This is a genomic window from Nocardia sp. NPDC050710, assembly GCF_040654375.1.
Taxonomy (GTDB): Bacteria; Actinomycetota; Actinomycetes; order Mycobacteriales; family Mycobacteriaceae; genus Nocardia.
This window is the reverse complement of the sequence record NZ_JBFAHV010000001.1, coordinates 709,698-735,614: the sequence shown is the minus strand read 5'-3', so window position 1 is coordinate 735,614 and position 25,917 is coordinate 709,698. Positions and strand designations below refer to the sequence as shown.

Annotated in this window: 28 protein-coding genes and 4 tRNA genes; 24 read left to right on the top strand and 8 right to left on the bottom strand. The window is 62.2% G+C overall.

Annotation, left to right across the window (positions count from 1 at the left end; all coding sequences use genetic code 11):
• Window positions 1-148 precede the first annotated feature (148 nt).
• Both AB0H61_RS03410 and AB0H61_RS03405 read left to right on the top strand, forming a co-directional pair.
• Window positions 149-865: a hypothetical protein gene (locus tag AB0H61_RS03410; RefSeq protein WP_357298645.1), complete on the top strand. Its 717-nt coding sequence runs from the start codon at window positions 149-151 to the stop codon at window positions 863-865.
• Window positions 862-1,275: a hypothetical protein gene (locus tag AB0H61_RS03405; protein WP_357298644.1), complete on the top strand. Its 414-nt coding sequence runs from the start codon at window positions 862-864 to the stop codon at window positions 1,273-1,275. The genes AB0H61_RS03410 and AB0H61_RS03405 overlap by 4 nt, the downstream gene beginning before the upstream one ends.
• Before the next feature lie 1,061 nt (window positions 1,276-2,336).
• Here the strand turns inward: AB0H61_RS03405 and AB0H61_RS03400 are convergent.
• Window positions 2,337-2,849, bottom strand: coding sequence for a hypothetical protein (locus AB0H61_RS03400; RefSeq protein WP_357298641.1), 513 nt, complete (start codon window positions 2,847-2,849; stop codon window positions 2,337-2,339).
• Between the two features lie 714 nt (window positions 2,850-3,563).
• Here AB0H61_RS03400 and AB0H61_RS03395 point away from each other — a divergent pair.
• The 3 genes from AB0H61_RS03395 (at window position 3,564) to AB0H61_RS03385 (ending at window position 7,655) form a co-directional block, all read left to right on the top strand.
• Entirely contained in the window at window positions 3,564-4,394 is an 831-nt protein-coding gene (locus AB0H61_RS03395; protein ID WP_357298639.1) for a hypothetical protein, read from the top strand.
• A 675-nt stretch (window positions 4,395-5,069) separates the two neighbouring features.
• A complete protein-coding gene (locus AB0H61_RS03390) occupies window positions 5,070-6,266 on the top strand; it encodes a site-specific integrase (RefSeq protein WP_357298637.1) in 1,197 nt (398 codons plus the stop codon).
• A 69-nt stretch (window positions 6,267-6,335) separates the two neighbouring features.
• On the top strand, window positions 6,336-7,655 hold the full coding sequence (locus AB0H61_RS03385; RefSeq protein WP_357298635.1) for a hypothetical protein: 1,320 nt from the start codon (window positions 6,336-6,338) through the stop codon (window positions 7,653-7,655).
• On the opposite strand, the gene AB0H61_RS03380 is transcribed toward AB0H61_RS03385, so the two are convergent.
• Window positions 7,652-8,425 (bottom strand): 2'-5' RNA ligase family protein, encoded by a 774-nt coding sequence (locus AB0H61_RS03380; protein ID WP_357298633.1) that lies wholly within the window; start codon window positions 8,423-8,425, stop codon window positions 7,652-7,654. The genes AB0H61_RS03385 and AB0H61_RS03380 overlap by 4 nt on opposite strands.
• A 93-nt stretch (window positions 8,426-8,518) precedes the next feature.
• Between AB0H61_RS03380 and AB0H61_RS03375 the strand changes: the two genes are divergently transcribed.
• The gene (locus AB0H61_RS03375; RefSeq protein WP_357298631.1) at window positions 8,519-8,749 is read left to right on the top strand and encodes a helix-turn-helix domain-containing protein; all 231 of its coding nucleotides are present in this window, start codon (window positions 8,519-8,521) and stop codon (window positions 8,747-8,749) included.
• The gene (locus AB0H61_RS03370; RefSeq protein ID WP_357298629.1) at window positions 8,746-8,892 is read left to right on the top strand and encodes a hypothetical protein; all 147 of its coding nucleotides are present in this window, start codon (window positions 8,746-8,748) and stop codon (window positions 8,890-8,892) included. The genes AB0H61_RS03375 and AB0H61_RS03370 overlap by 4 nt, the downstream gene beginning before the upstream one ends.
• A gap of 37 nt (window positions 8,893-8,929) precedes the next feature.
• Here the strand turns inward: AB0H61_RS03370 and AB0H61_RS03365 are convergent, their stop codons facing one another.
• Window positions 8,930-9,118 carry a hypothetical protein gene (locus tag AB0H61_RS03365; RefSeq protein WP_357298626.1) on the bottom strand — a complete coding sequence of 63 codons (189 nt, stop codon included), beginning with the start codon at window positions 9,116-9,118 and terminating at the stop codon, window positions 8,930-8,932.
• 63 nt (window positions 9,119-9,181) lie between these two features.
• On the opposite strand from AB0H61_RS03365, the gene AB0H61_RS03360 reads away from it, so the two are divergent.
• The 11 genes from AB0H61_RS03360 (at window position 9,182) to AB0H61_RS03310 (ending at window position 16,583) form a co-directional block, all read left to right on the top strand.
• Entirely contained in the window at window positions 9,182-9,946 is a 765-nt protein-coding gene (locus tag AB0H61_RS03360; protein ID WP_357298623.1) for a hypothetical protein, read from the top strand.
• 191 nt (window positions 9,947-10,137) lie between these two features.
• Window positions 10,138-12,006, top strand: coding sequence for a hypothetical protein (locus AB0H61_RS03355; protein ID WP_357298621.1), 1,869 nt, complete (start codon window positions 10,138-10,140; stop codon window positions 12,004-12,006).
• A 367-nt stretch (window positions 12,007-12,373) separates the two neighbouring features.
• Window positions 12,374-13,150, top strand: coding sequence for a DUF2637 domain-containing protein (locus AB0H61_RS03350; RefSeq protein ID WP_357298619.1), 777 nt, complete (start codon window positions 12,374-12,376; stop codon window positions 13,148-13,150).
• A complete protein-coding gene (locus AB0H61_RS03345) occupies window positions 13,147-13,575 on the top strand; it encodes a hypothetical protein (protein WP_357298616.1) in 429 nt (142 codons plus the stop codon). The genes AB0H61_RS03350 and AB0H61_RS03345 overlap by 4 nt, the downstream gene beginning before the upstream one ends.
• A 4-nt stretch (window positions 13,576-13,579) precedes the next feature.
• Complete coding sequence (locus AB0H61_RS03340) at window positions 13,580-14,479, top strand: hypothetical protein (RefSeq protein WP_357298614.1); 900 nt, start codon at window positions 13,580-13,582, stop codon at window positions 14,477-14,479.
• Window positions 14,480-14,656: 177 nt separating this feature from the next.
• Entirely contained in the window at window positions 14,657-15,151 is a 495-nt protein-coding gene (locus tag AB0H61_RS03335) for a single-stranded DNA-binding protein (protein WP_357298611.1), read from the top strand.
• A gap of 2 nt (window positions 15,152-15,153) precedes the next feature.
• Window positions 15,154-15,543, top strand: coding sequence for a hypothetical protein (locus AB0H61_RS03330; RefSeq protein WP_357298609.1), 390 nt, complete (start codon window positions 15,154-15,156; stop codon window positions 15,541-15,543).
• Window positions 15,543-15,842, top strand: coding sequence for a hypothetical protein (locus AB0H61_RS03325; RefSeq protein WP_357298608.1), 300 nt, complete (start codon window positions 15,543-15,545; stop codon window positions 15,840-15,842). Before AB0H61_RS03330 ends, AB0H61_RS03325 begins: the two co-directional genes overlap by 1 nt.
• 5 nt (window positions 15,843-15,847) lie before the next feature.
• On the top strand, window positions 15,848-16,030 hold the full coding sequence (locus tag AB0H61_RS03320) for a hypothetical protein (protein ID WP_357298606.1): 183 nt from the start codon (window positions 15,848-15,850) through the stop codon (window positions 16,028-16,030).
• A gap of 29 nt (window positions 16,031-16,059) precedes the next feature.
• Window positions 16,060-16,374 (top strand): hypothetical protein, encoded by a 315-nt coding sequence (locus AB0H61_RS03315; protein WP_357298603.1) that lies wholly within the window; start codon window positions 16,060-16,062, stop codon window positions 16,372-16,374.
• A gap of 5 nt (window positions 16,375-16,379) precedes the next feature.
• Window positions 16,380-16,583, top strand: coding sequence for a hypothetical protein (locus tag AB0H61_RS03310; RefSeq protein ID WP_357298600.1), 204 nt, complete (start codon window positions 16,380-16,382; stop codon window positions 16,581-16,583).
• 136 nt (window positions 16,584-16,719) lie between these two features.
• Here AB0H61_RS03310 and AB0H61_RS03305 read toward each other — a convergent pair whose 3' ends face one another.
• Window positions 16,720-18,234 (bottom strand): NF041680 family putative transposase, encoded by a 1,515-nt coding sequence (locus tag AB0H61_RS03305; protein ID WP_357298599.1) that lies wholly within the window; start codon window positions 18,232-18,234, stop codon window positions 16,720-16,722.
• A gap of 107 nt (window positions 18,235-18,341) precedes the next feature.
• Between AB0H61_RS03305 and AB0H61_RS03300 the strand changes: the two genes are divergently transcribed.
• Window positions 18,342-19,433 (top strand): DUF4238 domain-containing protein, encoded by a 1,092-nt coding sequence (locus AB0H61_RS03300; RefSeq protein ID WP_357298596.1) that lies wholly within the window; start codon window positions 18,342-18,344, stop codon window positions 19,431-19,433.
• A gap of 234 nt (window positions 19,434-19,667) precedes the next feature.
• On the opposite strand, the gene AB0H61_RS03295 is transcribed toward AB0H61_RS03300, so the two are convergent.
• Window positions 19,668-20,114 carry a hypothetical protein gene (locus AB0H61_RS03295; protein ID WP_357298593.1) on the bottom strand — a complete coding sequence of 149 codons (447 nt, stop codon included), beginning with the start codon at window positions 20,112-20,114 and terminating at the stop codon, window positions 19,668-19,670.
• An 896-nt stretch (window positions 20,115-21,010) separates the two neighbouring features.
• On the opposite strand from AB0H61_RS03295, the gene AB0H61_RS03290 reads away from it, so the two are divergent.
• Complete coding sequence (locus AB0H61_RS03290; protein ID WP_357298590.1) at window positions 21,011-21,646, top strand: hypothetical protein; 636 nt, start codon at window positions 21,011-21,013, stop codon at window positions 21,644-21,646.
• 71 nt (window positions 21,647-21,717) lie between these two features.
• Here the strand turns inward: AB0H61_RS03290 and AB0H61_RS03285 are convergent.
• The 3 genes from AB0H61_RS03285 to AB0H61_RS03275 all read right to left on the bottom strand — a co-directional run bounded on the left by AB0H61_RS03285 (window position 21,718) and on the right by AB0H61_RS03275 (window position 21,982).
• Window positions 21,718-21,792: transfer RNA gene (locus AB0H61_RS03285), tRNA-Val, on the bottom strand.
• 1 nt (window position 21,793) lies between these two features.
• Window positions 21,794-21,864, bottom strand: a tRNA-Cys gene (locus tag AB0H61_RS03280).
• 45 nt (window positions 21,865-21,909) lie between these two features.
• A tRNA-Gly gene (locus AB0H61_RS03275) sits at window positions 21,910-21,982 on the bottom strand.
• A gap of 539 nt (window positions 21,983-22,521) precedes the next feature.
• Here AB0H61_RS03275 and AB0H61_RS03270 point away from each other — a divergent pair.
• The 4 genes from AB0H61_RS03270 to AB0H61_RS03255 all read left to right on the top strand — a co-directional run bounded on the left by AB0H61_RS03270 (window position 22,522) and on the right by AB0H61_RS03255 (window position 25,911).
• Window positions 22,522-22,593: transfer RNA gene (locus tag AB0H61_RS03270), tRNA-Val, on the top strand.
• Between the two features lie 762 nt (window positions 22,594-23,355).
• The gene (locus AB0H61_RS03265; protein WP_357298587.1) at window positions 23,356-23,940 is read left to right on the top strand and encodes a TetR/AcrR family transcriptional regulator; all 585 of its coding nucleotides are present in this window, start codon (window positions 23,356-23,358) and stop codon (window positions 23,938-23,940) included.
• Window positions 23,937-24,314 (top strand): hypothetical protein, encoded by a 378-nt coding sequence (locus AB0H61_RS03260; RefSeq protein WP_357298585.1) that lies wholly within the window; start codon window positions 23,937-23,939, stop codon window positions 24,312-24,314. Before AB0H61_RS03265 ends, AB0H61_RS03260 begins: the two co-directional genes overlap by 4 nt.
• 265 nt (window positions 24,315-24,579) lie before the next feature.
• Window positions 24,580-25,911 carry a pentapeptide repeat-containing protein gene (locus tag AB0H61_RS03255; protein WP_357298582.1) on the top strand — a complete coding sequence of 444 codons (1,332 nt, stop codon included), beginning with the start codon at window positions 24,580-24,582 and terminating at the stop codon, window positions 25,909-25,911.
• Window positions 25,912-25,917: the final 6 nt, after the last annotated feature.

Here is a 25,917-nt window from a genome sequence, read left to right as displayed (position 1 = left end):
ACTTTGCCACGGCTGGGAACGCCGCGCACCGCCTGGCGTGACGGCGGAGAAATACCATTCAGTCCTTTCGGGGTGTGTAGGGCGATCCCTGAACCTGGGAAGCGGTGACGGCACCAGCCGTGCACGAGGCAACAGGGCGTGAGGGCTGTTGGTAGGGAATAGGCTGGCACAGTTCGTCAGGGACATAGCCGAAGGATTGCGCAGCCGCCAGATACCACGCCTGGCCAGCCACCTCAACAAGACCTACAGAGGCCCGATAGGCGGGGACGGTCTTCAGGCTGTCGGCCGTGGGGCGGGTGACGCCGACGCGTCGGCTGCCGAACAGCTGAAACACGCCATGGAGGGCGGCCAGGCCGGTCACGGTGGAGCAGAACAGCCCGACCCCGGGAGCCGGCCCGTTGGCTCTTCGGTCATTCCACCGGCACCGCTGCTGTCGCCCCGCGATGTCGAGAACGCCTTGACCAACCTTGCGATGTCCAGTGCCGACCGGCTCCGGGCCTTTGGCCCGGGGTCGGGCTTCAGCGGCGTCTATCACCCTGGCACAGGGAAGATGCTGGCCTATCCCAGTGGTGATACCAGAACGCTCGACTTCCCAGGAGAGCCGGCGAACCTGGTATCCCGGTACGGCGGTCACGTGGACGTTGAGGACAAACTCCTGCGAGCCATAAATCGCAGTCGTGGCGAGAGCGTTGGGTTCAGTGCGGTGTTGAGGGAGGATGGGTCTCTTGGATGTCGGTGGACATCGAGGTCGGTGAATCTCGAAAACCACGACTTCGATGGGCCCTATGTCCCGGAACACTTGCGTCCGGAAATCATGAGAGTTATGCAGGAAATCACAGCCAGAAGGGTGGAATCTGACATATGACGGTGATAGAGATCAATGGTCTGCCATTGCCGGAGACCTTGGCGGAGGCGATCGGGAAAGGGCGATGGAAAGTTCCGGACACGCTGCTCCTGGAACAAGTCTTCAGTGAGCAGCCGCAGCAGCCGAACTTCTACTCGATCGAGTACATGCGAATCGAGAACCGACACTGGCTCGACGTTGCCGCTCAGGCGCCGACACTCTGTGGCCACCCGGACGAGTTGAATCCGCCCGGCGATATCGACCCCGCCCTGTCGGTACTGATTGGGGATCTCGGCTACGATCAGCCGTTCGCGCTGGATTTCCGTACCTCAATGGTGAAACCACGCGTCATCTATGCCTCACTGCGATCTGGACGTTGGATCACAGTGGCGCCACAGATCGACCACCTCTTGCTCCAGTTGGGACTATGAGCACGAACTGTCCATTCCTTTGAGAGTGTCAGAACCGGGGTCGTCGTAGCGTCAGCCTGTTCGAGCTGATCGGCGAGTTACGGACCCATTGCCCCTAATTTGTATCCCGGCGGCCCCTACGGGCCGCAGGCCGGGATGGTAGACCCGTCCGCGCTGTGAGGGGCCGACAGCACCGAGACCGCTTCTCTCGCCATGGTGTTCTCGAAGGTCGGCGCATGTCTTCCCCGCAGCGGTGCTAGCCGGAGGCAAACCAAACCCCCAACGCGACCATCGAGCCGACCAGCGATTCAACACCGGCGATCGAGCAGTCACCGCGCTCCGCGCCGCACGCCGGGATGCCCGCAAGTGTTCGCAAGAAGGATGCACAATCGCGCCGCCGCCCACCTGGCACCGGAATCGGAACGATCGACATTCGGCTCGCGGCGTTGCTTGTCGTCGGTCATGCACGCTTCGACGGCACCGCCTACGGGTTGGCTCTTACCGGCAGTGGGGTTGTCCGCCAGCTGTCCGCCGACCGAGCGAGTTCTGTACGTATGTACCAGCTTTCGGGTTCGGTTTTCGGTTCTCCGAGGTCTTACAGCCCGCAATAAACCCCATGATTTTGCCTTTACAAACCCCTTACAGACTGTTCGGTTCGAGTAAGGGGGTGCGAGCCTCCTGACCTGCCATTTTTGGGTGTTTGGTATCCCCGATCCCGAGGACACCAAATACCCACTTCGTTGTGTGTTTGGTGTCCTCGGGATCGGGGACGGTAGGTGGAGGTAGGTCAGGTCAGGAGGAAGGAGAAGTAATCAAGATCAAGGAAAAGGGTTGGGGATAGGTGAAGTTGAGAGAGTTGGTGTCGGTGGCGCTGCGTCCGGCATCGATGGAGGAGTTGAGGCATGCGGATGTTCGATCGGATCAATCGTCGTGAGGTGAGGGTGCGTCCGGTTGAGATCGGAGTGCCGCTAACGGATAACCATGAACAATCGTGGCATCGAAAAGCATGGGATCCTGATACTCGAAGAGGCTGCCGCGTTGTTGGATGAGAGCATCGTTCCCGCTGCCTTGTGCACCGCCGTTCACGCAGCACTCGAAGCCGCCGGAAACTGATCTGCCCGACATCTCCCGAGCAGGAACACGATGACCAGCACTGGGAAGATCATCAGATTCCAGCGGAACAGCAGCACCGGCGACGGCTCATCATCGAACACCTCGGGCGCGTCCGCAATCAGCCGATAGGCCACCATGGCAGTGACCTGACCCGCCAGCACCAATGCCGATGCCGCGATCACCAGCATACGACCCGCCCGTCTTCCCCTCTGCAGCGAAATCATGCCTATCAACAGCACCAATGCCACGAAACTGGCGACAATCATCCTCAGCATCAGCACGTCGTAGCCGGTCAGCGAACCCGGATAGGGCCTGTACTTCCACTGAGGCTCGGTCGTGATCACCATCTCGGCAGCCAATGCTTCGCCAGCCCAAGCCAAGGCGCCGGCCGCCAACAGAATGACCGCGGCCCGCCTTCTCCACACCCACGCCGCGTTCCATACCTTGGCCATTCGTCCTACCACCGACTCGCCATCATGCATGGCTATTCCTCCCCTCGCGCCGGTTGAGACGATAGCCGCCCCGAGTAGCGCCGCGCGAGCACGATAAGGATGTGGTGGTGCACCTACGAAGCTGACCGACGGGACGGTTCCGATTGAGCGCGCGCCGCTGTTGTACGGCACCGCCCGCCGTACTGGGGGTGGCCCGCGCCCAGCACGGACGATTTTCGCCCTCCGGGTATGAGCGTCGATGGCATAGGAGTGCAGCGAAATTTGTCCGTGCACGCCCTTGCGCGTTCACCCCCAGCGCGTCGCGCGGATCCACTACGGCGGACGGTGCCCCGGCAGGCGGAGCGGGCAGGCCGGGGGCCTGCCCCGGGTGGGGCGTGGCGCGCGCTCAGGAGATCATCGCGTCCTGTCCGGGTTTCCAGGTTTGACACGTACGTGTCAACAGGAGGCCGGGAGGTCACGCTGATGTTGACGGTGATGGATTTGTTTTGTGGGGCTGGGGGTTCGAGTTCGGGGGCGGTGCTGGTGCCGGGGTTCGGGTGCGGATGGCGGCGAATCATTGGCGGTTGGCGATCGAGACGCACAACGCGAATCACCCTGATACTGACCATGATTGCGCGGATATCACGCAGGTGGACCCGCGCCGGTATTCGCGTACGGATTTGTTGTGGGCGTTGCTGGAGTGCACGAATCATTCGCAGGGGCCGCAAGCGCAACATCGACTCGACCCCGGATCTGTTCGGGGAGGTGCTGCCGGACGAGGCGGCGGAGCGTAGCCGGGCGACGATGTGGGATGTGGTGCGGTTCACCGAGTTCCACCAGTATCGGGCGATTGTGGTGGAGAACGTCGTCGACGCTGCGAAGTGGGTGCTGTTCTCGTTGTGGCTGCATGCGATGGACGCGCTCGGCTATGACCACCACGTGGTGTATCAAGCGATCTCGGTAGCCGAGCCGATGCCGACTCGCACGACGACCGAGACCGACGCGTTGCTGGTGCCGGTGGAGGGCCGTGACGGTAAACAGGCCCAACCGGCCGTACTACCGATGCGCATGATGACCACGCGGTCGGAGACCGGGGTTCTGGTGCCCTATTACGGCAATGGGACGGCCGACAGTACCGACGATCCGCACGGCACGATGCCGACCCGGGGCAGGTGGGCGATGATGGTGCCGTTGCGTAACCACAACATTGCGAAATGGTGGCCGAGGCGCTCGGGCAGGAGGTGGGCTGATCATGGCTCGGTTGATGTCGTGTCGCTGACCGAGGATCCGGTCCGAGCACGCACGAAGACGGTAGCTCGCCGGATGCGGTGGCTGATGCTGCGATCGGGGGACCGGTTGACGTTGTGCCGGAAGGTGATGGGTCGCCGCCGCGGTGAGCCGCTGATGCGAATCGCTGACGTTGAGGTGGTCTCGGTGCGCCGGGAACCGCTCGATGCGATCGGGCCGGAGGATGTCCTCGCTGAGGGCTTCCCGGACCTGACTGCGGCAGAGTTCGTCGAGTTCTTCTGTGCCACGCACAACGGTTGTCGGCCCGAGACCGAGGTGACGCGGATCCAGTGGCGGTACCTGGAGTGACCGGGATGCCGAACACGGTGAGGGCGCTGCTGGTCGCCGCTCTCGAATCGGCGTGGGCGGCGATCCGGGCCCGGCACCCGGACGTGCCGGAGTTGTGTTGACCATCGGTGCCGGATCGACGTCGGCCGGCGCGTTGACGTTGGGCCACTTCGCTGCCAACCGGTGGATCCGCGGGATCACTGCCACGTGCAGCTGCCCGCGACGGATCCGGGTTGTGCCCAGCGTCTACCGGCTCGGCGGCATTACATGCGCGGTATGCGGAGGGAAGTCGACGCCGATTGGTCACGTCCGAGGAAGTGACGATCTGGTGCGTATCTGGTGCAAAACAAGAAAGGCCCCCTCGAAAGGGGGCCTGACCTGGTACTACGGTGGTGCGCGATACTGGGATTGAATCAGTATGTGGCCCTTTCGAATTGGTGCCCTGACCGGCTAAAATGCTTTCCTATCAGGGGAAATTTGCTCATTCGGGAATGACAGTCGTGGACGTAAGTAGACGCAAACAGCCCCGCGTCAGGTCATGAATAGTCCACGAATGGGGAAGGTATGCCTAAGGGAGAAGGGCGCAAGACGCGCCGATCTGGGACGTTCGGCTCAGTCGATAAGCTGCCCAGCGGGAAGTATCGCGCACGGTACTACGGTCCGGACGGGCTTCGGCACAAAGCGCCGACAACCTTCTTGACGATAGATGATGCCCGCGGTTGGTTGTCGCTACGGCAAGCCGAGATCATTAGTAGGTCCTGGAAGCCACCGAGTGCCCAGCCAGCGAAGAAGCTGACGTTTCGCGAGTACGCGGACAACTGGCTGCGGAATCGCGAACTCGAAGATCGAACGCGCGAGGACTATCGAGACTGGCTGGACGCGCACATCCTGCCGATGCTCGGCGACCTACCGATGGTCCGCTTCGAGGATCGCGAGGTAGTCGACCAGTGGTACAAGACCCTCAGTCCCGACACCCCGACACTCCGTGCGCGCGTCTACGGTCTGACGTCGACCATCTTCAACTCTGTCGTTGACGACTCCAAGAAGACTGGACTGATCGTGAATCCGTGCCGCATCCGCGGCGCGTCGACAGTGAAGCCAGCGCACAAGGTTCGACCGGCAGATCTCGCGGAACTCGAAATTCTGACCTTGGCAATGCCTGCTCGCTTTCAGGCCATGGTGTTGCTCGCTGCCTGGTGTGCTCTGCGGTTCGGTGAGTTGACCGAGCTACGCCGAAAGAACGTCGATCTTGTTCGACAGAAGGTTTGGATTCACCACGGTGTTGTCAGATTGAAGAGCACGACGAAGGGGGTTGCCCGCCGCAAGGTGAAGAAGCCGAAAACGGATGCTGGCGTGCGCCCCGTCTCCATACCTCCGCACCTGGTGCCCGCCCTTGAGGATCACCTCCGTGACCACGTCGGACCGGGAATAGATGCGCTGCTATTTCCTGCGGCACGTGGCGGACATCTGGCACCGTCGACCTTCTATCGGCATTGGTACCGTGCCTGCAAATCGGCAGGACGTTGGCAGTACGAAAACGAGAGTGACAAGACTGGAAAGACCGATCTGACACTGCATGACCTCCGGCACACCGGTGCAACGTTGGCAGCGGCCACGGGCGCCACCTTAGCTGGGTTGATGGAGCGTCTTGGGCACTCGACTCACCAGGCCGCGATGCGCTATCAACATGCCGCAGCTGGGAGTGATGAAGCCATCGCTCAGGGATTGTCAGCGTTCGTCGTTGGGTCCGCTACAGTTCCTTCGGGGGTAAAGACTGGTGCAACTCGAATAGGGCCTCGGCGAACAGGCAAGGCTGGACAACCCTTATCTAAGCGGCGCCGCGGCCTTGTAATTCGAGTCAGTCAATATGAAAGACCTCGTTCTAACGGATAATAACACAAACGTCTAATTAATACTATATCGGGACATTCGAGACCATATAATACTTCCTATGGACACAAGGTGGGGATTGAGGTGAGCCAACCTATGGCACGAGCAAGTCAGCCGAATCATAAATTGGCGGCGGTAATGCTGGAGGCGGGGGTTAGTAACAAGGGCCTCGCGCGCCGTATGCAGGAATTCAGTAGAGCCGATGGAGGTCCGCCACTTGCTACTTCGCATACGAATATTGGCAAGTATTTGAGCGGAGAAGTTGGTAAACCGGGCGCGCGTGCATGCCAGGTAATGATAGGCGTACTCGATCAACTGATTAACAGAAACTTACGGACAGTCGACATCGGGTATCCAGACATTAAGCTCGGAAATGAGCCTGTGGATCCTCCCATCGACTCATTTGAGAGTCCGGTAACGATATCTGCGCGGTTGCAGAGGCTAGGTCAGATCGACGTTGACGACACCGTACTGAGCATCGTTGAACTTGCTCTCGGAGATATTATTGAGCGATACGAAGTTGAAGGTCCGAGGAAATTGGCTCCTGAGGTTGTATCGCTGCGCGTGCGTATGGATGAACTCCTGAGGCAGCGGCAACATCCAAAGCAGATACGACATATCTATGAGTTGGGATCGAAGTTATCGGGTATGTTGAGCTATATGGCCGTGAATCGAGGCCACTTTGCGCATGCAAGAATGTATGCAAATGAGGCATTTTACATTGCTAATATTCTGGATGACCAGCAACTGCGGGCATGGGTAAGGGGAACTGAGAGTTTCTGCGCTTACTATATGGGGAAGTTCGACATTGCCGCGACACTCGCCAAAGAGGGGTTGCGCTTTGCGGGGGAGGGGCCTCAGGCAATCCGTTTGCTGTCGAATGGGTTAGCGCGAGCGCTTGGCAAGATGGGTGATGTAGATGGTGTGCATTCTGCAATTGATCATGCAAACCTGCTCGCCGAGCATGCGAAAACCCCGACTGGGTTGTCGCCCGCGTTGACCTTTGAGCCCTACAGCCATGCTCGACTTGCGGCAAACGCAGCCACTGCGTACCTGTCCGCGGGCGACTACGAGCGAACGCTGGAATATGGCCACCAAGTGGAGAGGCTCGTTGACGAGTCCGACTCGGTGTGGAGCAGGTCGTTGGTTCGGTTGGATGTCGCAACAGCGTTGGTAAAGTCGAGTAGCCCTGATGTCGAGCAGGCTGTTCATCTCGGATCCGAGGCTCTCTTCTTCTCGGAGGAACGGCCGATCCGGTCAGTGTGGCAGCGAGCTCACGAGTTCGGTGTGGCTACACAATCCTTCGACGCCTCCGAGGCGCGCGAATATCAGTCTGTGCTTCGTGAATGGTCCAATCGAGTTCGAGATTTTTCGGTACCGAGCAAAGGTTAGTCTGAACCCAACTTTAGGGTTGCTATCTCATCCCAACGATATGTTCCAAACTCGCGCCTCAGCGTGACGAGCTTAACATTGTCAACGCAAACACTGACTGGTGCGAGATCTCGCAATGTGTCAACCTTCTTGATCAGCCGATCCGATGGCTGAATTCGGTTGCTGTATCCGATCCCCAAGTGTGGGCGAAATCTTTCGGTGTCTGGCATATCGAGTTCTGGTACAGACTTCGATACAGCTTTATGTACGACGCGATGAAGCTCGAATAATCCGTCCCAGGGGGAAATTGAGAATCGGATCGCGCCACGTGACCCTGACAGTGGGCCGACTGATATTTCGAAAGGCTGAAAATTGCGGAGCAGACTCTTGGCGTTATTCACGACTGCAAGAATCTGGCTATTTTCTACTTCATCCTGATTGCCAATTCTGAGCACTGTAATATGCAATCCATCTAAGGGCACCAAGTCCAAGTTTTCGCTGTCGAGCTGAGACTGACATTGCGCCGCGAGTTCAGTCAAGGCCACGTCTCTGAACGTCAAATACCAGAAATAAGTCCGGCGATCGGCGGGCCAGGGGCCCCGTTCCCAATGGTTCTCTAACTGCGCTATTTGATTGAATGATTCCCAGTCGTTCCGATTGATCAGCTCTGGGTCCGACAGTGAGTCAGGAAGGGAAGGCGGGAACGGCACCGATTGTGCGGTTCTGTCCGCCGTCTCTGAGTCGTGGTGTGCTGGCACCCTCTTACAATACGTGTGCCCCTCTTGCGTCATGTGCCCCCTCCTTGTGTCCTGTTGTGCCTCTCGAAACTCGCGTTTCCTGATGACAGCCAATTCAGGCCACGTCGATCAAGGGAGGCACTTTCCATGTCACAGAGATACGAGTCGGACAAGAGCAGTCCGACTGGTCAGCTGATCAGCCTGCGAGAGGCAGCAGTACTGGCCGAAGTGAGCTCGAAAACGGTCCGGCGGTGGATCAGCCACGGACGACTTCGGGCTTATCGAATGGGGCCACGGCTCCTTCGTGTGGAGCGCAACGAGCTGCTCGGGGTGGCGAAGCCGGTCCCTGCCGCCTTCGGACCAGGTGATGCAGCGTGACCCGGAGTCTGGGCCTCATCGCAGGATTGGCCGCTGTTTTGACCGCACCCCAGCTCGCTTTCATCCTGTTCATCCTGATCGGCGTTGTCCTCGTCATCGTGTGGCGGGCGAAACACGCAGTGGCGCGCTGGGGTGGTCGGTGATGAAGTCTCGGTTCACAGGTCAACCCACGGGGCCGGGCTATACACCACTGCATTCAATGACCAGTTCGGAGTTCAATCCGGTGTCGGTGTACCGGCCGTTGGCATTCTTGCCGCCGGGGTTGTTGCTGCCGGTATTGGTGGCGTTGATCCTGTTCGCGGCGGGTGCATGCACCGGGGCGGCATTGACCGGCGATCGGTATCCCGCGTCGCCCAATATCTGTCGCACGGATCAGCTCGGTACCACTGCACAGCTGTCAGGAGCGTGCGTGCCCGCGAGTGAGGTTGGTCCGTGACGAGCGCGCCGGAGTTTCGCTTGCAGCCGAGGGACACCCGGATCGAGGAGTTCTGTGCTCAGCAGTACGGGATGTCGTTGACCACGCTGATGAAGGCGATGGAGCGGAGCCAGCGTAGCGCTTACAAGCTCGCGAAGCGTTTGCATGAGGCGGGCCGAGTGCATGTGACTCGTCTGGACTACGGTTCGCCCGGTCCGTGGCGGCGTTCGGAGCAGTTCGATGATTCGACTGTTGCCCCGCATGGTCCGTTGTGGATCTACCTGCGACGCGAAATTGCCTGGGGCTACCTGGAATTCGATCCGGGTGAATGGCAGCCGAAGGCATCGACAGCGGCGCATCTGACTGCGGTGACCGAGTTGCGGTTGGCGCTGACCGGTATGGAGACCGATCCCGAGGTTTGGACCAGCGAGCGCCTGTTGCGGCGCAGGTTCAAGTCCGAGAACGGGCTACCGGGTTCCCACATAAGTGACGGTTGGTTCCAGGACTTTGCGGACCCGGATAAGACGTGGGCGATCGAGGTCGAATTGTCCCGCAAGTTCGGCGACGGCCGGTTGATGCGGTCGATGACCGCCGCGCTGAACACCGCCGAACGGCACGAGCTCGCCGGAGTTCTGTACTTCGTGCGCGGAGAAGGGCTGCGCCGAGCGGTTGAAGGCGTGGCGGCCCGGATGGCGCGCCAGCGGGGTGTTGAACGCCTGCTGAATCTCGAAATTCATGACCTGGATGCCACTTTGGCGCGAAACGAGGTGAACAAACCATGACCGATTGCACTCCGATGATCACACCCGACGATTGCGGCCACAGCGCGGCACGAACCCCGGTAGGGCGGCCGACCCCGGCTCCGCACGATCCTGTGGTAGGTGCGGTGAACCCTGCTCCGACGCAGCCGCCCGAGCAGTTCGAGAACCCGCCACTGCCGAATGGTTGGCATACGCCAGATTGGCATATGCATGTGCCGTCTGTATCGGATGCGTTGGAGTTCGCCGGTACGTCCCTGGTGGGCGCTGGGTTCGTCGCGGCACTCGGGGCGGGCATGAATGTGGTTGCGGCGCGGCGGCGATGGGAAGCCGGTCAGGTCCGCAACTATGCGGTGGGGTCGCTGGTGCTGCCAGTGGGTGCGGTGTGCTCGGCGGGTTCGTGGACGGCCCCGGTGTCGTTGTGGTGGCAGGGCGCGCAGGTACTACTGGACCACGGCGTTGGGTCGGGGTCGCTGGTCGCGATGGCGGTGGGAGCGCTGCCTGTCGCATGGGGGTGTGCCGCGTGGTATCGGGCGCGGTTCCTGACTCGGTTGGGCACTGAAGGGGTGGGGTCGCCGTCGAAGACGCGCCGGTTGCGGCGTCGTCAGGAGCAGGGCAAGGCCCGTGCCGCACGTCGCGCCGCCCGCTATGGGGCTCCGCTGGTGACCGGCTGGTTGCGGTCGCGTGTGGTGTTGGGGCCGTTGTCGGAGCGCACGGATGCGACTCAGCCCGACACGATCACGCGGTTGGCTAACCAGAAGACGTCGAAGCTGGAGATCCCGATCGATGGTCTCGGGCACATCGTGGTGCTGGGGATGTCGCAGAAGGCAGGCAAGACCACGATGCTTGTTCGGCTCGGGACAGGCTTGTATTCCGCGTATTGGCATCGCTATGTGCGCACTGGTGAGAAGCGTCCGCTGCTGATCTTCGTGGACTGCAAGGGCGGCAAGCCGGGGTTGGCGACCGGACGTCAGGTGGTGAAGATCGCCGCACGGTTGGGGGTGAATCCGCGGCGGGTGGCGTTGTGGCCGGTCACGAATCGTCTGGATCTGTGGGCGATGGATGTCGAGGACATGGCCGCCACCCTGGAGGCGATGATCAACCCGGTTCAGTCCTCGAATCTGGGTGAGGAGCACTTCAAGCAGAACCGGGTGCGGGTCACCAAACTTGCGGTGTCCGCGCCGTGCGGGCCACCACGCTCGAAACAGGATTTCCTGGACCGTCTTTCGGTGAAGTGGCTCAAAGACGCGTGGAACGGTGATGAGTCGATCTGCAATGAGATCGACGCATTGGAGCAGTCGAAACCGCCTGCGGTGGGCGACGTTTCGGGCAAGTTCCGCAACATCTTCTCCGCGATCGGTGAGGGCTTCGATGGTGGCCGCCCGCTGGATTCTTTCGATGTCATCTATGCGACGGTGCCGGGCACGGTGCGCGGGGAGTATGCCCGCGCACAGGTAGCGGCGTTGAACACGTTGATCGAGCAGTTCGCCGCGGGTGAGCACGATCGGCAGATCGTGTTGATCGAGGACGAGGTGTCCGCGGTCGCGGACAAGACCGGAGGTATCTCCCAGATCAACATCGCTGAGCGGCTGTTGGGCATGGGAGTGGTCGCGATCTTCGCGGCACAGAACCAGTACGGGCTCGGTGCCACCACCGATGACCGGCGTCGCCTGCTCGAAGCGTGCCCATCGGGTGCGCTGCTGATGAAAATGGAAGGTGGGGGCAAGGTTTCGGAGGTCTTCGGCTCCCGCCCCGTCTCGGAGAACACTCGTCACACCAAGAACAACAAGCCCGGCGACGAAGGCTCGCTCGGCAATCGCGACACCTTCTTTATCGACCCCAACCGGCTCGCGGAATTCGACCGCGGCGACGTCGTATGGGTGCACGGGCTCAAAGCCCAATGGGGCCACGTCATTCCCGTCGACGACGACGAGATCACGCCCTTGCCCGCGGACCCGACACCGCAGCGGTGGGCCGATAGCACTCTGCCCCGCGTGCCCCTGAAGGCCGTGCGGGATCTGGATTCCGGGCGGGCAGGCCGTGCCGATCTCGGATTCGACACCGAGGGCGGTGAAGCGGCATGACCGACTATCTGCGTTCGATCGCCGCCTACGTGGCCAGCCAACACGGTCACACCCGGTGTGCCGATGACCGGCTTGGCCCGCCTACCGACCCACAGTTGACCACCCCGGACAGCAGCGCGGACACCACCAACAGCGCGGACAGCACGGTCGATAGGGGATGGACACGATGAGGACACCGGGGAGACAGAGCCGGGGGCGGGTGGTGTCATGGGCGGGGTTCGTGTTCGGGTCACTGACCTCGATCGCGGCCAACGTCCTACACACGTGGCTCCCCGCCGCGCACATGCCGCCCGGGTGGACACCGGGGGTTGCCCCGCAGGTGGGTGCGGCGGTGTGGCCGATAGGGCTGTTGCTCAGCGTTGAAGTCTTGTCGAGAGCTCGGTGGCGACGCGGCCGATGGTGGGCGGTAGCCCGCTTCGGCGGTGCTGGAGCCGTGGCGGCGGGCTCGGCGATTATCTCCTACAGCCATCTGCGTGACGTGCTGCTGACGTGGGGGTACAGCCCGATCGCGGCGGGCGTCGGCCCACTCACCCTGGACGGGTTGATGGTGGTATCCGGATTCGCGCTGTTGTCGATGACCTTGGACAACGAAACCAGCACCGACACAACCACTTCGGTGACACCCGACGCTGAGCGGCGTGCACCGCAGCAGCCCGAAACCGGTGAGGATTCAGCGGTCCCGCCGTGGCTAGCCGCTGACGTCCTGACCGGTCACCCGGTGACCTCTCCAGCATCGGTGTCCGGACACGGGCAGACCACGACGGACATCGCGCCAGTTCCGGCGGACAGCACGACGACTGACGTGGCCGATATCGCGGCACCAGAGGTCAACAGTGCGGCGAGTGCGGTCAGCGCGGAGGACAGCGGGGCGGACAACCGCCGCGCGATGGCCCGCACACTGCACGGCCAGGGGTGGACACATGCCCGCATCGCCGCCGAACTCGGGGTCAGCAAACGCACTATCCGCCGCTACCTATCCACCACGGTCGACACCGAGAACATCGATACCGCAGCGGTTTCTGAACCTGCCAGCGGCATCGATGAATTCGGTCTCACCGACATCACCGAACCGGCCCACGCCATAACCACGCTGCCGATGCCGGCCGCGAGCAATCACAAGCCTTTGGAAGGAGTCTTCGCATGAGCAACAACGGGATCGATTGGGACGGTGAACTCCAATCGTTGATGGAGTCCAGCGGTATCGACCCCCGCCAAGCCATCCGCCCAGACTGGCGCATCCGCTGGCGCCGCCGCATCCGCGGTGCCCGCGCCTTCCTGATCACGCTCGCGGCCATGGTGCCAGCGATGTGGCTGGTTGCTCGGTCCGGAGCGCCCAGCGCCGCAGTGCTGCCGCTGATGGTGTGGCTGGCGGGCTGGATCGGCTACAGCATCTGGATCAGCTTGGGCCGCCCCGACGCATCCACCACCGGCATCGCGATCCGCGCAAACACAACCCGGATGTTCGGTGCCGTGACGCGGTTCGGATACGCGCAGTCTCGGCCACTGCGGGCACGGTGGCGCGCCCGCCGCGTCGCCCGCGCCGCGACAACAGTCACTGAGGGGGTGTGATCGGTTGTCTGGCAACGAAGTTGACGAAGTCGCTCGCAGTCACCAGCAGCTGTTGCAGATCATCCTGCAACTGGCCTACACCTACCGGCGTGCTCACCCGCCCGGGATCCGGCTGCCACGCAAGGAAGCCAAGGAATTCCAACGCCAGCTCGACGAACGGGTACGGCTCCAAGCACACGAACGCGTGACATCGCTGGCTTGGTACGAGGCACGCGTGGCCGAGTATCGGAACGAATCGGCCATAGTCACCGTCCAGGACGCCGCGGGCACGATCAGCCCCGACGACCGAGTGCGCGCGGGCGCTTATCTGGCAGGGATGCGATCCGGTATCGAGCACACCATCCATTCCACGTCACTCACCCCCGAGGAACGCGGGCAGGTGGTTCAGGCGCTCGACTCGGCCGATGCCGACCCACGAACAGGGTTGCAACACAAGGTGTTCGGGCCGCTCACGAAGAAAGAGAAGGTATTCGCTCGGTTCTCGGCCGCGCAATCCGAACAGGCCCACGCCCAGTACCACGAACAGTTAGAAGCCAAGAAGGCAGCCGCGGAACAGGCACGGGTTCGGCAAGAGCACGAGGCACCGGTGTTCGGTGACAGTTCGGCGCTTGCGCAGCTGCGTCACGCCAACACCAGTTTGCAGCAGCAGGTGTCCGCATTGACTGCGGAGAATTCGGCGCTGAAACAGCAAGTGCAGATGTTGCAGGCCCGCCAAACCACGACGGCCACAGCATCTTCCAACGGGCACGTGGTCGCTGAGGACGCCGCCGAACACCATCAGCGGCCAGAAGCCGAGCAACCGGCCGCCGCGGCGTCCGTCCGGGCCGAAGCTGTCGACCAAGCAGCGGACCTTGCGGCGGATGTCGAAGGAATCTACATCGCCGAGATGGAAGCCGAAGCGTGATGAATCACATCCGGCTCCAAGGGTTTTCACATAACAACACCAGAAAGGAGACACCTATACGACACCTGACACCCCCGTGATGCATCCGCATCACATCTGAGGCTCGGACAACCTCACCCGAGAACTCATGTTTTCGGAAACCGTAACTAACACAACATCTTTCAAGGAGCAACTAAAATGTCCGGAGAAACCACCCTTACCGTCATCGGCAACCTGACCGCCGATCCCGAACTGCGCTTCACACCCAATGGAGCCGCAGTGGTCAACTTCACGGTCGCATCCACCCCGCGTGTGTTCGACCGCCAAGCCAACCAGTGGAAAGACGGGCCAGCGCTGTTCATGCGCTGCACCATGTGGCGCGATGCTGCCGAGAACGTCAACGAGTCGCTCACCAGGGGTGCTCGGGTGATCGTGACCGGCAAGCTTCAGCAGCGCAGCTATGAGGACCGCCAGGGCCAAAAGCGCATCGTCGTAGAGCTGGTCGCCGACGAAGTCGGAGTCTCGCTCAAATACGCCGTCGCCAAGCCCATCAAGCGGACCAACAACGGTTGGGGCAACAACACCAACCGTCCCGGGAAGCCGACCGCGAACACCAGCCACGCCGAGGACCCCAGGTCCGCGGACAACGCTGACCCGTACCAGGATTTCGCGGCACCGGAAGGGGTGGCATAGCCATGGCCTACCTGCACAGCCGGGTGGAAACCGCAGACGGCTCAGGGTGGCTCACCCTCGACTGGCACAACGTCCAGGCGAGGGTGCACACCCTGGAAACCGAAGACAGCAGAGGCGACATCCAGATCGAATGGAAGAACCGGGTTTACATCGGAGTGGGTGCTTGCATGCACCTCGACGATGCCCGTGCTCTGCGGGACATGCTGTCCGAGGCGATCGCTGAATTCACCGAAGGCATCGACAACGGTGTCGACGACACCACGGCCGCCAACGGCAACGGTTCCGACGTGTCGACGCCGCCGAAGGTAAGCAGCTACGCCCAGCAGCTGCTCAACGCGGTCATCGCTCCCACGGTTCCCGAGTTGCCGGGTCCGCCGAAGTGGGGTGCGTGATGAGCTACGTCTACATGCGCACCGAACCTCAGCTGTGGACTGTCGGGTTCTACAAGCCGAACGGCGAGTGGGAACCGGAGTCCGACCACGACCGCAAGGATCGTGCAGCAGATCGGGTGATCTTCCTGAACGGTCGCGGTAGTGACACTGATGTGGCTGAGCTGATCAGGCAGCACGATGAACTCCGCGAGGAGTGCAAAGAGCTGGTCGATCAGGTGCAGTGCTTGCAGTGGGATTACAGCGCTCTTGTCACCCAGCATGATCGGTGCGCCGATCAGCCAGTCGGCAAGGGGGCGTGATGGTCATGATGGCCGATGTTCACGTCATCGACCGATCGCAGCTGTATGCGGTGATCGGGGTGGTGCTGGAGTATCTGCGCGAAGTCGGGGTCATCGTCGGTGACATCGACACCGCGGACGAGCAGATCGTGGACGCGATCCAAAACCATTGGACCGTGTACACCGATCGGCCGGAGGTGATCGCGTGAAGGCGGAGCTGACATGTTGCGGTGAGCCGATGTCGATCATCCCGGCGCGGACGCAGGATCGGGCAGTCGGGATCGACTACCTGATGCACTGCTACGACTGCGGTCACTACGAACCATGGGACACCGACGAGCCGGACTCCGATGCCTACGGCGACAAGCCGCAAACACCGAACACAACCGGCGAGTCGGGCTACCAGTGGTGCGCGTGCCGGGACTGCTTCGACATCGTCATCGCAGGAGCCGACCAGCCAACCCTGTGCAGCGACTGCCAAGAGGCAGGATGCGAGATCGGGGAAGGCGAATGCCAGCGGGACGACTCCTACGACTGCCAGTCGCAGGAGTAACCATCATGGCCCGCAACAAGAAGCCGGTCAGCTGCAAAGAGCTGATGCTCGGTCGGGAGATCCAGGAGCAGTACGACCGAGGCGCGAAATGGGACGCGATCGCCGTCGACTACGACATGTCGAAGTCGAAGGTGCAGCGGCTAGCGAAAGCCTATCGGGATGACTGCGACAGGAGAGCCTACCAGCATCAGTTGGCCCTGTTCGGCTGATCTTTCCAGACACAACCGAATACCAACTGAATAGCAACGAGCGGAGTCCGTGCCAGGTACAAGCTGGCACGGGCTCCGTGCTATTTCTACCAGGCGCGCGCCGGTCGCCGCGGAAACCCACGGCTAAGCTTGAAATTTAACCTCCGCTGGGTATTTGCGCTGTTCGGCGGGGTTTGGTGCCCTTCTTGTGGTGGGCGGGGCGGGTGTAGGCGTGGCCGGTGGCCAGGATCAATCCCACGTCATGGCGAGCGGCAGGGTGTTGGTTCTTCACTCCGGGTGGGCGTCCGGGTCCGGGCCGGGAGGGTTTCGGTGCACTGGCGGGAGATCCCGTCTTCGTGCGGATGTGACGAAACCCCCGCCTCACTCGGGCGGGTGTAACTCGTTGTGGTGCAACGGGTTTCTCCCATGGAAGCCGCAGGTCCGTGGCCAGGGGCCGGGACAGGCGTAGCTGGGTATACGCGGTGAGGATCAGCCAGGTCCAGCGGTCAGCCGAGCCGGGGTCACGCAACTGCGGACAGGTCCAGCCCAGTGTCTGCTTCCACATTCGGAAGGTGTGTTCGATATCGAAGCGCCGCAGAAACATTCGCCAACATCGGTCGACATCGCCGGTGGTGGCGTCGGTGCCGGACCACCACAGCCACACGGGTTTGTTCACTCCACCGCTGGGTAGTTGCTCGACCGTCAGCCGAACGACGGTGCCTTCGAGGATCGGCATCGGCCCGGCCCAGTCCGCCCACGCCGCCCGGCGTTGCAACCTCGGGTGCAGCCGATTCCACGCCAGTGCCGTCGCCGTACCGTAAAGCCGTGTGTCAGTGCGGGTTGCGACATCTTCGCCACCCCAGGTGGCCGGGTCTTTGAAGATGAACTCGCCGCCATGACGCGCGGGCCGGCCACCCTGGGGCGGGTGGAGATACTGCGGGGCCGGGCGGCGGAATACCCGATCCGAGCGCAATCGCACCAGGATCTGTACCGGCAGATCCGACAACAGATAGGCAAGACGCGGACCCTCGTAACCGGCATCGAGCACGAACAGCATGTCCGGGTCGTTCTCGCGCCACTGTCCCGCGGCGATGAGCCGTTCCACGAGGTCACGGATCTGGGAGGCGGTCACCGCGAGAATGTCCGCGCCAGGGCGGAGCCGTTGCGCGTCCAGCGGCGCGGTCCACGAACTCCGGCCGGACTCGAGCGCGGCGATGATCGAGTACGGCCAGCCCGGGATCATCCGATGCTCGTCCTTGCCGCGCCCGTAGGTGTGGCAGAACGACCGATCCGGGCACGTCGCGCCGTCCGGGCGCAACCACGGCGACACGTCGACGGCCATCACCAAGCGACCGTCGGCCGCCCTCGGCAACCGCACACCAGCCAAAACAGTTCTCAGACGGTCGATCTCGACACGGCCACTGTTCACCGCGTCATACAGCGCCCCATGCCCGCGGCGGTGCTCCGGAGCCAGGGACAACCCGACCAGCGACCGCACCGGACCGTCGGCGCACAGCAGCGCCTCGCACAGCTCGAACAACGCATCCGCCCGCCTGGTCAGGCAATCGTAGAAGTCTTGGCGGAACACCGCCAGGTCCCCGAGCACGCCGCCGCACCCGCCGTCGGTCATACTTATCACCGCAGCCCTTGTATGAAATTGCTTGTGTCGCAACAGCAATCATCAGACAGGGGCTGCTTGCATGATCAACCGGGGTCACACCACCAGCTGCGGAGGTTAAATTTCAAGCTAAGACAAACCTCCGGCTATGGTCGGTAATCGTGCAGATCGTCAACAAATGGCTTAGCGATGCTGAGATCGAACGGTCCAAAGAACATACGCGCAACAACACTCAGCGCACGCGCATGCACCACTTCGTCCCACAGATGTATTTGCGACGGTGGACCTCCGGCGCCGACAGTCCGCTGCGGTTCACCGAACTCGCGACCGGCATCAGCGACCTCGACCTTCCGGCAGAGATCGCGAACGACGAGTACTTCTATCAGATTGTTGGCGACGATATCGATCCTGATGAGGTACCGGACCTTTGGTTTGAAACCCACATGTCAAGGATCGAAGACGCTGCGGCACGCTGGCTTCGATCGCTTGACAATCGCGCAGCGGGGCGGATCAGCGACCCCAATCTCACTGGCAACCTCGCCGTGTTCGTCGGCCTTCAAAGCCAGCGCACGCCTCGGGGACGAGCCCGCGAACTCGACATCAGTGCTGCCCTCGAGCGATTCGATGCCCGTGAAGCACTCGACCACCCCCTGCTGCTTCCGCTGATCTGCTCCGTCGTAGGGATTGCCTACTCCCCGGCGCGGCACCATCAAGTCATCGACGAGATACTGGCCCAGCCGGCGTTCAGCAGCGAGACCAAGCCGACCGCGATCGACACCGCGATCAAAGTCTGGCGAAATCACATCACCCCTTTCCTGGCCCAGCGCACCTGGTGGCTCGTGGCGTCCGACGATCCGCTTCTGACTTGCGATGAACCCGTCGTCCTCCTTGGCTGGCCCGGTCAGCCGCGTTACCCGGCACCGAGCCTTCTCACTGCGGCGCTGGTGCTGTTCCCCATCGGCCCGCACCGACTCTTGCTGGCGACCAACAAAGAGCTGCAACTCGAGCCACCGTTCACCCTAACGTCTGACGAAACTCGCGCGGTCAACCTCGAAATCGCTTCGAATGCCCTTGAGTTCACATACGAAGACACCGGCAGCGATATCGCCACACACATGACACTGCCGCCGCTTCCGCCCTTCGATCGATCTACCGCGTCCAACTTCTGGGAAGCGGTACTTCCACCGCCCACTCGATGGGCACAGCGGGCTGACGCACCGAGTTGGCCGCTTCAACGTTGGACCGCCAACTAGCTCCGGAGGCAGTCCAATATCGCGTGGATCACCGAGTGCGCGCCGTGTTCGTAGGGGGCAGGCCGTGGCCTGCCCCCTTGTAACGCATGCCGAGGGGCCGCAGGGGCCCCGGGGTCAAGGGTGGCCGTAGGCCATCGGCGTAGCCGACGCGCAGCGCCCTTGACGCTGGCGGGGGCGGCCCCGCAAAATGCGGCGCGCACTCGGGTCTTCTCCGGAACCGACTGATTACCGAACTCAAAGGGACCTCTGCCGGGATAGCCACGTACGTTTCGTTGCATCGAAGAACAGCAGCACGACTGGTTCGGGGACCGGCAAGCGTAGCTCAGGGAAGCCCCAACGAAGCCAGATTGCGTGAGCACCTGTCATTGCTTCGGCAACAAGCTTTTCCAGCGACCACTGCTTGTTCGAGCTGTCGATCTCGATCACGAGCTTGGGGCTGGCTAGTCGATCAATAGCGACGTCGAGACGACCGTGGCGAATGCCTGAACGGATCTCTGTGGTTGCGACGCTGGGTGATTCTGTCAGCGCCTGCCACCCAGGGTGGGTTTCGCTCCAACGCAGCACCAACGCGGTCAGCTCTTGTGTAACTTCAGCTTTGGTGCGTTTGCGCCACTCGAAGGTGGCAGACAGGAAGTGGTGGAGTTCTTGCGCCGTCTGCCGAGTCTCTTCAAACGCGGACATGTGTCTACTGTCTCACGTACCACTGACGCTCCTGACGCATCGCCGATCGAATTGAGCAGTGGCAGTGATGATTTCCAATGGACGGAGTAGGCAAACGACTGGCACAGGGGCGCACAGCTATGGCAATCGTCAGGCAAGAGTCCGGACGCCGCTGCAATAGGTGCACAAAATCTAGGTAGATCGCTGTACGGCGTTTGCAGCGGATTTTCCCACGGTCCCGCCTCTGATCAGCGGTTTCAGTAGCGAAGGTGCTCCACCCTCCGAGATCACCAAATACACGCTTCGCTGCATATTTGGTGATCTCGGAGGGTGGAGCAGTTGGGATAGATCAGGGGCGGGGCGATGGGAAAGGTTGAGTATCAAAGGTTCTGTTGGGTAGGTGGAGTGGTTGCGTTGGGTGCGAAGCGTTGCAGTTGGGTGCGTGGTTACGTCGGGTAACGAGGGTGCGGACGTGGCGGTGGGGTACTGAGTGGCGTCCGGAGCGCTAGCGCGGTGGTGGCGTTCCAGGTGGACAGTTACGAGTGCGTGGCCCGGTAGGTGTCGACCGTCCGGTTCCTGGTCCGACATGTGGCCAGGTCCGTCTGGAACAGCGGATGTGGGCCCTGGGCGCGCGCCGCATTGTACGAGCGCCGCCCCTACCCGACCAAGGACGAATTTCCCACGTCGTTCAGTGAAGATTCCCGCGGCCCGGCATCGGGAAATTCGTCCTTGGCCGCGAGCCTCTGCGGCGCTCGAGGCAGGCGATGCGGGCAGGCCGAGGGCCTGCCCCGGGAGGGGCGCGGCGCGCGCCCAGGGAATCCACGCCCCTCCGGGATTCCATTCATTGACACGTACGTGTCAAACCACCGGTTGGTTGACACGTACGTGTCAAGGTTCTTGGAAGGACTCCGGAGACCGTGACCGACTCCGACACCATCACCGGGCTACTCGTCTCGGCGCTCGAAAATACCTGGACCGCAATCCGATCCCACCATCCCGACGTTCCCGCCGCGGTGCTGACGATCGGATCAGGCTCAGTCGGCGGTGAACTAAATCTGGGACACTTCGCACCGAACCGATGGATTCGCGGCGAGTATGAGCTACACGAGCTGTTCATCGGCGGTGAAGGGCTGGAGAGGGGACCAATCGATGTACTAGGCACCCTGCTGCATGAGGCCGCCCACGGCGTCGCCGTCGCCCGCGACGTCAAGGACACCAGCCGCCAGGGCCGCTGGCACAACGAGCGGTTCCGCATCATCGGCGAAGAGTTGGGGCTCACACTCGCGAAGCACCCGAAAATCGGATGGTCACTGACCACCGTGCCAAGTCTCACCCAGGAGATGTACCGGGACGAGCTGGACGAGCTGGACTTGGCGCTGGTCGCCTACCGTCGCCGTGAGCCTGATCAACGGGGCGGACGCAAGTCCAACAACAACGGGCTGTCGGCCGAATGCGACTGCGGCCGGAAGATACGGGTGTCGCGGAGCGTCTACGTGCTCGGTGCAATCCGATGCGAGGTTTGTGACGGCCTGTTCGAAGGCATCGAGTCCTAGGCCGTCAGGTCACAAATAGTCCACGACACAAGAAAGCCCCGGCGAAAACCGGGGCTAACCTGCAGAGACGGTGGTGCGCGATACTGGGATTGAACCAGTGACCTCTTCCGTGTCAGGGAAGCGCTCTCCCGCTGAGCTAATCGCGCGAGGTGGAGACGGGAATCGAACCCGTGTGCACGGCTTTGCAGGCCGTTGCCTCACCACTCGGCCACTCCACCGTGCGAAGGGGGAAGGCTGTTCTTTCTGCCAAACCCTACCTTTCGAGCGGATGACGGGATTCGAACCCGCGACCCTCACCTTGGCAAGGTGATGCGCTACCAGCTGCGCTACATCCGCATTTGCATCTCGGGGGCTTTGTTCTGGCCTCCGTGGTGCGAGACAGAACATTAGCGGACCCCCGGTGAAAGGTACAAATCCGCTGGTAGAACGGGTGGAAACCGGCATGTTACGCATGTGGCGGCGGTGGCTGATGCGCTGTGCCGGGGTGCGTGGTGCCGCAGCGGTTCGTGTGCACCGCGGTATGGGGCTGTCCATGCGAAGCATCAACCGACTCACTCGCACGGGCCGATCGCGTCCCGAACGGTGAACCATCGCGGCCCGCCTTGGCCTGAGTGCGACCCTGTGGCAGGGGCACCCGGCGCACTACCGCGCGGGAAGGTGCCGGACACAGTTGTCGATCCGCGAAGGCCTCCGTGCGAGTCGCGCGCACCGATCCCATGCCTCGCCGAGAACCTCGCACGAGTCGTGAGACCCCTTGCCGGGACACGCAGTTCCCCATTGGGGGGTGGCGATTTGGTGCCCGCCCGGTGGTGCGTGCTAATGTTCCATCTCGTTCGGAAGACGCCCCGGCGCCACCCGAACAATCGCAAGAGTACGGTCTCATAGCTCAGCGGGAGAGCGTCCGCCTCACACGCGGAAGGTCGCTGGTTCGATCCCAGCTGGGACCACTCGATCCCCTCGACGTTTCACCTGGTCGGGGGGATTTTTCATACCACCTTGCAGGGGGAGTGGGTCTAGTGTTTGACCGCAGTTATCCCGCAATTCCACCATCTGGGGCACACGGGGGGCACGTCTGCGATCCGCTATGACGGATATTCCGGTGGGGAAGGCATGATCCATAGAATGCAGGATCTTGGTGCGAGTGCTGCGTGGGTGCGTTCGCAGCTGCCTTTCGCGCCGCAGGTCAGCGCTCCTTGCTTCCGAGAGGCTCACGCGGAATGGACAAGTGTCCTTGTCGTGTCCGGATGTAGTTGGCGCAGTCCAGGTTTAGTTGGCACACGGGCGGCACTGTCCAGATGTCGTTGGTGTAGAGGGAGCGCGAGCAGGGAAACGTGAGAGTTCCCCAGTGTGCATCGTCGACCGAGGTCCTCCTCTCCGCGATGTGCCAACTACATCCGGACGCCGACGCGGCCGGGCGTCCAACTTCGAGTGGCGCGCCGCAGGTCGCCGCATCGCCTCCCGCCATCTGGACCTGGACCGGACAGTCCTGTTCGGATGTGGGTTGCGGTGTTCGGGGTTGGGTTGCGGGGGTTGTTGCGGAGTTCGGACATAGTTTTCGTGTTCCTGGGGGACAGTAGGCGGGGTCGGCGGGCTGCGAGGCCGCACGAGATTGTCAGTGGCGTTCCCTTGCGGCAGGGCCGGTGGTGTGGTGTTTCGCCGGTGCCTCGCCTGTTGATTTCAAAACGGGTAGACCCGTAAGGTAATCGACCGTGAGCACACTTCCCTCGGCCGGACGGCCACGCGATCAGCGCACGCACCGTGCCATCCTCGATGCCGCCGAAATGCTGGTATCGGAGCTCGGGTACTCGGCGACCTCGATCAGCGCGATCGCCGCGCGGGCCGGGGTGGGCAAGGACGCGATCTATCGCCGCTGGTCGGGCAAGCCGGAGCTGATCTACGAGGCACTGTTCACCACCGTCGACACTGCTCCGGTGCCCGATACCGGAACCTTGAGCGGCGATGTGACGGTCTTGACCGGGGCGTTGATCGCGGAGTTCAGCACCCCGGCCGCGGCAGCCGCGCTACCGGGGTTGTTGGCCGACTACGCCGCCGATCCGCAGTTGCGTACGCGGGTCCGCACGGCGTTTCTGGCTCCGGCTAAGGCCCGCATGATCGAGATCTTCGACCGCGCTCGCGGGCGCGGAGAACTCGGTGACGAGGTGGAGGTCGAGTTGGTACTCGACACGTTGGCCGGTGCGGTGTTCTTCCATATCGGCCTGCTCGGTGAGCCGGTCACCGCGACATTGGCTGATCGACTCGCCCGCATCGTGAGTGCCGGGATCGGTGCGCGATGAACGGCTGGTTGCTCGGCGCGGGTGTCGCCGCGGCGGCGGTGGCAGGTGTGCATGTGATCGCGGGACACTTCGACCCGGTGCGGCCACTGCTGGCCAGCGCCCTACCGGATGTCCCCAAGCGGACGCTGCATGTGGTGTGGCACTGGGTCAGTGTCGATCTCGTACTCGCCGCACTCACCCTGATCGCGGTGGCGCTGGTCGAACCGGAGGGCACAGAACTGGTCGCGCTGCTGACCGCCGTTCACTTCGCCGCTTACACCATCGTGTTCATGCTCATCGCCGCCGCGCTGCCGGGACCGCGCCGACTGCTAGAGCTTCCCCAGTGGATGCTGTTGGCACCGATCGCGGCTCTGGCCTTCGCGGGCGCCGCGTGAACTTCGCCGAACGATACCGAGAATGACGCCGCCTCCGAATCCGCAAGGTATGTCCGAACACCGTAGGGAACCGAACTGTGCGGCCAACATTTTGTGCCGCAGGTCGGTCGGTCGCCGTCCGCAACGTTCGACCGGAACGGACAGAAGTCTTTGTCCTGTTCGGATGTAGGTTGCGGTGTTCGTAGTTAGTTGGCGGGGGTTGTTGCGGAGTTCGGGTGTAGCTTGCGGGTTTTGGGGCGCGGGAGGGTCTTGGCGGTTGGACTCCGTGTCCGTGTCCGTGTCGAGCCTGAGCGTAGTGCCGGGCGGTGCCGTGGCGAGATTCGCCGTCGAGATCGGGCGTCGTCTCGGCCAACACGGAAGCGAAACATGGTCCAAGGTGTTCGGACCGGGCCAGAATTATCAAGTGCTGTCACGAATCTCGGGTTCAGGTCGTCTGCTGCGCAGAACGTTGCAGGGGATGCCACTGCTACCCGCGGTGCTGATCGCGATTGCTGGTGGTATGGGCATCACCTTGTTCTCGTGGTGGATTCTGGGAAGCCTGATCCACACCAGCACCAAGGCGGCCGACCCAATCGATATCACGAAGCTTTCGCTCACCATCGCTGGTGGAGTGGGTGCCGCAGTAGCCCTCGTTGTCGCCTACCGCCGCCAGCGCGATATCGAACAAGGTCGTTTCGTCGAACGCTTCGGCGCGGCCGCGGCACAACTCGCCGCCAGCCAGGTCGCAGTCCGTATCGCCGGTGTGTACGCGATGGCCGGTGTCGCCGACGAATCGACCGGTTCACGCCGCCAGCAATGCATCGACGTCCTGTGCGGTTACCTACGGCTGCCCTACGCACCGCAACTCGGTGCCAACCACCAGACCAAGCATGTTAAGAAACATACCGTCGCGGACTCCGGCGAACCTGACACCGAAGACCACTTCGAATACCTGCAGAACGACAAGGAGGTGCGGCAGACGATCATCCGGGTCATTGCCAATCATCTCCGGCGCGGTGAACACAGTTGGTCGGGAAACGATTTCGACTTCCGCACTGCTCACCTCGAAAACGTCGACTTTTCTCGGGCGACCTTCAACGCCGCCGCTCGTTTCAACGAGGCGACCTTCACCGGCTACGCCGACTTCGGCGAGGTGACATTCGGTTTGATCGCTCTGTTCAGTGACGCGTGCTTCACCGAGAAAGCTGGCTTCACCGGGGCGATGTTCGCCGGTGGGGCGTGGTTCCACCAGACCACCTTCACTGGTGACGCAGGGTTCGAAGGGGCGACCTTCATCCATCGTGCGGTGTTCGGGGAGGCGACTTTCACCGGCTACGCCGGGTTTTTTCAGGCGCGTTTTACCGAGGGGGCCTCGTTCAACAAGGCGACCTTCACCAACGGCGCATCGTTTGACGACGTGATCTTCGGGGCACACGACGACCCAGTCCTTCCCATCGGCACCATGTTCGACGGAGCTGACTTCGGGACCGGACGTGTCGAATTCGATCGACCTCGGCAGTGGGGTCCGCCGCCTCCACGCTTCGATTGGGACAGCGATCTCTCACTCGAGCCGCGCAACGTGTCACCGCGCACTTGGCCCCCGACAGTCCAGTCATAGCTGTTA

Excerpts from the sequence above, each read along its gene's own strand:
- AB0H61_RS03405 (WP_357298644.1), top strand. The coding sequence starts at position 862 with ATGACGGTGATAGAGATCAATGGTCTGCCATTGCCGGAGACCTTGGCG.
- AB0H61_RS03400 (WP_357298641.1), bottom strand. The coding sequence starts at position 2,849 with ATGCATGATGGCGAGTCGGTGGTAGGACGAATGGCCAAGGTATGGAAC.
- AB0H61_RS03380 (WP_357298633.1), bottom strand. The coding sequence starts at position 8,425 with ATGACGCAAGAGGGGCACACGTATTGTAAGAGGGTGCCAGCACACCAC.
- AB0H61_RS03375 (WP_357298631.1), top strand. The coding sequence starts at position 8,519 with ATGTCACAGAGATACGAGTCGGACAAGAGCAGTCCGACTGGTCAGCTG.
- AB0H61_RS03345 (WP_357298616.1), top strand. The coding sequence starts at position 13,147 with ATGAGCAACAACGGGATCGATTGGGACGGTGAACTCCAATCGTTGATG.
- AB0H61_RS03335 (WP_357298611.1), top strand. The coding sequence starts at position 14,657 with ATGTCCGGAGAAACCACCCTTACCGTCATCGGCAACCTGACCGCCGAT.
- AB0H61_RS03330 (WP_357298609.1), top strand. The coding sequence starts at position 15,154 with ATGGCCTACCTGCACAGCCGGGTGGAAACCGCAGACGGCTCAGGGTGG.
- AB0H61_RS03325 (WP_357298608.1), top strand. The coding sequence starts at position 15,543 with ATGAGCTACGTCTACATGCGCACCGAACCTCAGCTGTGGACTGTCGGG.
- AB0H61_RS03320 (WP_357298606.1), top strand. The coding sequence starts at position 15,848 with ATGATGGCCGATGTTCACGTCATCGACCGATCGCAGCTGTATGCGGTG.
- AB0H61_RS03315 (WP_357298603.1), top strand. The coding sequence starts at position 16,060 with ATGTCGATCATCCCGGCGCGGACGCAGGATCGGGCAGTCGGGATCGAC.
- AB0H61_RS03310 (WP_357298600.1), top strand. The coding sequence starts at position 16,380 with ATGGCCCGCAACAAGAAGCCGGTCAGCTGCAAAGAGCTGATGCTCGGT.
- AB0H61_RS03295 (WP_357298593.1), bottom strand. The coding sequence starts at position 20,114 with ATGTCCGCGTTTGAAGAGACTCGGCAGACGGCGCAAGAACTCCACCAC.
- AB0H61_RS03260 (WP_357298585.1), top strand. The coding sequence starts at position 23,937 with ATGAACGGCTGGTTGCTCGGCGCGGGTGTCGCCGCGGCGGCGGTGGCA.